Consider the following 5,436-nt stretch of genomic DNA (forward strand, 5'->3'; position numbering starts at 1 on the left):
TGAAGGTGAAAATAGATAGTGCAACTAAACATTTTGTTTTCATAAAAACGTCCCCAATTTATTTCAGATACAAATCGCATTATATACGAATTGGTTAAAAAAATCTATATTTAATATCATTATGAAAACTAAAACATTCAAAAACTCTATAATTATCCATATTTAAGCGTTCTTGAAACTTGTTTTCATGCTATTATCCCGCGTTTATATTGATTTTTCAGTATTTTTATATACTCTTTCAGTGTTCTCTGTGTTTTAGAAAAAATTATAGTATAGTAAACAAGCTTTCTATTTGTTAAAAAAATATTACTTTATATATATTAAAACACTTTTTGTTATTAAATGTATTATCCATTATGATTGACATTAATGTGCTTAAATATTCAATTGATCGTAAAAAATGCATATTGGCACCGTCATATTCGTTGCTCGTTTTTGATATTGCATAGCTTTGTATTGCGGTAGCCTTTTGAGCACTCGAGGGGATGGGCGACTTTATTTCTTTTTTATCTATATGCCACTTTTGCTTATAATAATCTAAGCGAATAGTTTTGATTGATTGAATGGAATACGAAGAATCAGAAGGAGTAAAGTGCGAGAATCTCAAGTCTCATGAGGTTTCTTATGCGCCATGTAAAACGGATAAACTCTCCGTTCCGTTCGCTTAAAGCAGGAACGTGGATGAGAGCCTAAAAACTGAATGTCGTTGGCTATTTTAAAGAGATTAGCGCGTGCATTCAGGTTTTTGTGGAAATGGGTGAGGGCGCCATAATGGGCAAATGCCTCCAATTTCTTGCGAGCTGTCAAGGATATCCCCGTTAGAGAGCTGATTGTTTCAGCAAAGGTCAAAACCTTTCGGTGCATTGAATTTTGTTCCAACAGCTGTTCCTCTATTGAGCACCCCCATCTTCACGCTTCATAAAAGAGACATTTTTCAATGTTCCTAAACCCATTTCATGACAGCGATTGTGAATGATATAATAATAAATCTATTGAGCACTCCCATCTTCACGCTTCATAAAAGAGACATTTCGCAATGTTCCTAAACCCATTTCATGACAGCGATTGTGAATGGTATAATAATAAATCTATTGAGCATCTCTTTTACGCTTCATAAAGGAGCACGCCGGTACCATTACTATATTTGCCAGTTCGTGGGGTTGTTGTGACAGTCCTCTCCACAATGTTGTGACAGAGGCCCCTTTGTCCGTTGTGACAGTCCTTGGCACTTGAGGTGGTTCATTAGAGGCGTTTGTAGTTCTTATCGGATACAATTTCTATTCACATATTCATTGCGTTTGTGATGTGCAAGTCAGTGATTTTGATTGATGCAACATGGGACCGATTTAAAATGAGAAAATCTTACGGTCTTTAGGATTCTCATTCAATATGGATAACGCTAGATTATCATTATAAATAAACACATTATCTCATTGAGATAAGAGTTATCTACCCAATGTTATCAATAATGATAACATTGTAAAGCGTAACTACGATGAATTCATTAATCTTTTTATACTTCGATTGAAATTATGTCTATTAATACCGATTTTTTTGAGCTCATTCTGTTTGGTTGATAGCTAATAGATTTTCAAAATCAAAACGCGAAGCTAGAATGAAAAACACCTTAAGGTCATATCCATTTAAATCACTTTCTGCCAGTATAGCCATTGGGTGTTGAGCTATGACTATCCATGCCTTTGCAAAACCGTTGTGCCTTTTAAGTACAATATAAGCAACAAAACCACCCATAGCATAAATGCGGATCAGAGCCTAAAATGAACGCTGTGGGTAATTGTTATCGGTCATCATCGGGGTGTTTACACCCCGATCTTTTGACAGAAAGATTTGTTTTAAGATGTTTGCATCTTTTTTAGTGGGTTGTTTATTGGGGAGCAATCATCTTTTTAGGATCAACTAATCGGTCATAATCCTCTACAAAAACGCCTGCTTTTAATGCTTCGGTGCGCAAAGTTGTATCATTTTTATGCGCTGCTTTGGCAATTTCAGCAGCTTTTTCATAGCCAATTTCTGGTGCAAGAGCTGTGACTAACATGAGTGAGCGCTCCATGAGTGAGTGAATATGAACACGATTGGCTCGTAATCCTTGAATGCAATGCATATCAAAAGAACGCATGCAATCACCAAGAAGGGTAATTGATTGTAAAACGTTATAGCCAATAACAGGTTTATAAACGTTGAGTTCAAAATGTCCTTGGCTTGCGGCAAAGGTTACGCTGGTGTGATTACCAAAAACTTGGCATGCGACCATGGTTAAGGCTTCACATTGCGTGGGGTTGACTTTGCCGGGCATAATAGAAGATCCGGGTTCATTTTCAGGAAGACTGAGTTCCCCTAAACCGGAACGTGGACCAGAGCCTAAAAAACGAATGTCATTGGCAATTTTAAACAGATCAGCAGCGAGAGCATTCAAGCTCCCGTGGAAATGCGCAAGGGCGCCATGATGGGCAAGTGCTTCAAATTTATTGCTGGCAGTTTGGAACGTTATTTCTGTGAGAGTGCTCACTGTTTGCGCAAAAGCAACGTCAAAACCTTTTGGCGCATTCAGCCCTGTGCCAACAGCCGTACCACCTTGAGCAAGCATTTGGACATCGGTTAGAGCATTTTCAATACGCTGAAAATTGGCTTCTAATGCGGCACGATAGCCTGAAAATTCTTGCCCTAAGGTTAAAGGGGTTGCATCTTGCGTATGGGTGCGGCCGATTTTAATGATATCTGCAAATTCTTGCTCTTTTTGTTTTAATGTCGCAATAAGAGCTTCAAGGATTGGCAGTAAGTGTTGGCGTGTTTGCAACGTGGTGGCAATGTGAAGCGCCGTGGGAAAGGAATCGTTCGATGATTGGCTCATGTTGACATGGTCATTGGGATGAACTGGTTTTTTGCTTCCAAGTTTTCCTCCCAAAATCTTACTAGCACGATTAGCAATGACTTCATTGACATTCATATTGCTTTGTGTGCCAGAACCTGTTTGCCAGACGGACAGTGGAAAATGCGTATCAAAATCGCCAGCAAGCACTTCATCAGCGGCGGCAATAATTGCTTTTCCAATATTTTCTGGTAGTTTTCCTTTGCCCATATTTACAATCGCTGCTGCTTTTTTGACAAGGACTAAGGCATAGATGATGGCAAGAGGCTGCTTTTCACTGCCAATATTAAAATTATGCAGAGAACGTTCAGTTTGTGCGCCCCAATAACGATCTTGACGTACCGAAATCGTTCCAAAGCTATCCGTTTCCTGACGTGTTTCAACCATGATAAGATCCTTTTTTGTTCACGGGTTCTCAAAAAAGATAGATAACGCGAAAGTGCAATAAGAGGCAAGACTTTGAAGCTTCATTTAGAGAAATTATTTTTATGGCTATTCTTGACATTGAGAGATGCCGATTTTATATCTAACACATGCTAGCACTCGTAATTTGAGAGTGCTAGCAAGAACTTTTAAGATTAATTCAATTATGTTCAGTTTTAAGGATTTAAAACATGGCTAATATACAATTCCGCCCACTTCACGACCGTGTCGTTGTCCGTCGGGTTGAATCTGAAAATAAAACGGCTGGTGGGATTATCATCCCTGATACAGCAAAAGAAAAACCCCAAGAAGGCGAAGTGATTGCTGTTGGCAATGGCGCTCTCGATGATAACGGAAAGCGCGTGCCTTTAGAAGTCAAAACAGGAGACCGTATTTTGTTTGGAAAATGGTCTGGAACTGAAGTCAAGATTAATGGGGAAGACCTCCTCATCATGAAAGAATCTGACATTATGGGAATTATGGGCTAATTGAAGCACTTAGTTTTTCATTGTGTACTATTTTGAGAAAACTCCAAGGAGAAATTAAATGGCTGCTAAAGAAGTCAAATTTGGCCGTGAAGCGCGTGAGCGTTTGTTGCGCGGTGTCGACATCCTTGCTAATGCTGTTAAGGTGACACTCGGCCCTAAAGGTCGCAATGTGGTGATTGATAAATCATTCGGTGCGCCTCGTATCACAAAAGATGGTGTATCCGTTGCAAAGGAAATCGAACTGGAAGATAAGTTCGAAAATATGGGTGCACAAATGTTGCGCGAAGTTGCTTCTAAAACCAATGATATCGCTGGTGATGGAACAACAACAGCAACTGTTTTAGGACAAGCTATTGTGCAAGAAGGTGTTAAAGCTGTTGCTGCGGGCATGAACCCAATGGATCTTAAACGTGGGATTGATGCTGCTGTTGAAGAAGTGGTGGCAAACCTCTTCAAAAAAGCAAAAAAAATTCAAACTTCAGCAGAAATTGCACAGGTGGGAACAATTTCCGCTAATGGCGCTGCTGAAATCGGTAAAATGATCGCTGATGCTATGGAAAAAGTGGGCAATGAAGGCGTCATTACCGTGGAAGAAGCTAAAACCGCTGAAACGGAATTAGAAGTCGTTGAAGGAATGCAATTTGACCGTGGGTATCTTTCCCCTTATTTTGTCACAAATGCTGAGAAAATGGTCGCTGATCTTGATGATCCTTACATTCTCATTCACGAAAAGAAATTGTCTAATTTGCAATCTCTTCTTCCTGTGCTTGAAGCTGTTGTTCAGTCTGGAAAACCACTTCTCATTATCGCTGAAGATGTGGAAGGTGAAGCTTTGGCAACGCTCGTTGTCAACAAATTGCGTGGTGGTTTGAAAATTGCTGCTGTAAAAGCTCCTGGATTTGGTGACCGTCGTAAAGCAATGTTAGAGGATATCGCTATCTTGACATCCGGACAGGTTATTTCTGAAGATGTGGGCATTAAACTTGAAAATGTCACTTTGGATATGCTTGGACGTGCAAAGAAAGTGAATATTTCTAAAGAAAACACCACCATTATTGATGGTGCTGGACAAAAGGCTGAAATTACTGCTCGCGTCAATCAAATCAAGGCTCAGATTGAAGAAACAACTTCTGACTATGACCGTGAAAAATTGCAAGAAAGACTTGCTAAACTCGCTGGTGGTGTTGCTGTTATCCGTGTGGGTGGTGCAACAGAAGTTGAAGTGAAAGAAAAGAAAGACCGTGTTGATGATGCTTTGAATGCAACACGTGCTGCTGTTGAAGAAGGTATTGTTGCTGGTGGTGGTACCGCATTGTTGCGTGCAGCAAATGCGTTGACCGTTAAGGGAAGTAATCCTGACCAAGAAGCTGGTATTAGTATCGTTCGTCGTGCTCTACAAGCACCAGCGCGCCAGATTGCAAGCAATGCTGGTGAAGAAGCCGCTATTATTGTGGGCAAAGTGCTGGAAAATAATGCTGACACTTATGGTTACAATACCGCAACTGGTGAATTCGGTGATTTGATTGCTTTGGGAATTGTTGATCCTGTGAAAGTTGTGCGCTCTGCTCTTCAGAATGCGGCTTCAATTGCGAGCCTTCTGATCACAACAGAAGCAATGGTTGCTGAAGTTCCAAAGAA

The 5,436-nt window shown here is 40.1% G+C and carries 4 protein-coding genes and 1 pseudogene; 2 read left to right on the plus strand and 3 right to left on the minus strand.

Annotation, left to right across the window (positions count from 1 at the left end):
• Positions 1-672 precede the first annotated feature (672 nt).
• The 3 genes and pseudogenes from ACFIL3_RS07905 to fumC all read right to left on the minus strand — a co-directional run.
• Positions 673-889 (minus strand): annotated as a pseudogene (locus ACFIL3_RS07905) (lyase family protein); the annotation flags it as partial.
• A 671-nt stretch (positions 890-1,560) separates the two neighbouring features.
• Positions 1,561-1,752 carry a hypothetical protein gene (locus ACFIL3_RS07910; RefSeq protein WP_375611601.1) on the minus strand — a complete coding sequence of 64 codons (192 nt, stop codon included), beginning with the start codon at positions 1,750-1,752 and terminating at the stop codon, positions 1,561-1,563.
• A gap of 133 nt (positions 1,753-1,885) precedes the next feature.
• Positions 1,886-3,274, minus strand: a complete 1,389-nt coding sequence (gene fumC / locus ACFIL3_RS07915) for a class II fumarate hydratase (protein ID WP_375611602.1) — start codon at positions 3,272-3,274, stop codon at positions 1,886-1,888.
• 227 nt (positions 3,275-3,501) lie between these two features.
• On the opposite strand from fumC, the gene groES reads away from it, so the two are divergent.
• Together groES and groL are read left to right on the plus strand one after the other, a co-directional pair.
• The gene (gene groES / locus ACFIL3_RS07920) at positions 3,502-3,798 is read left to right on the plus strand and encodes a co-chaperone GroES (protein WP_005774667.1); all 297 of its coding nucleotides are present in this window, start codon (positions 3,502-3,504) and stop codon (positions 3,796-3,798) included.
• A 58-nt stretch (positions 3,799-3,856) separates the two neighbouring features.
• Positions 3,857-5,436: chaperonin GroEL (groL, locus tag ACFIL3_RS07925; protein WP_375647119.1), on the plus strand; the 1,580-nt coding region annotated here is incomplete at its 3' end.

Origin of the sequence: Bartonella sp. CE47NXGY, from assembly GCF_042195415.1 — a bacterium.
Lineage (GTDB): Bacteria > Pseudomonadota > Alphaproteobacteria > Rhizobiales > Rhizobiaceae > Bartonella.

Bases quoted from the DNA above. Each gene is read 5' to 3' on its own strand.
- groES (WP_005774667.1), top strand. From the start codon at position 3,502: ATGGCTAATATACAATTCCGCCCACTTCACGACCGTGTCGTTGTCCGT.
- ACFIL3_RS07910 (WP_375611601.1), bottom strand. From the start codon at position 1,752: ATGGGTGGTTTTGTTGCTTATATTGTACTTAAAAGGCACAACGGTTTT.
- fumC (WP_375611602.1), bottom strand. From the start codon at position 3,274: ATGGTTGAAACACGTCAGGAAACGGATAGCTTTGGAACGATTTCGGTA.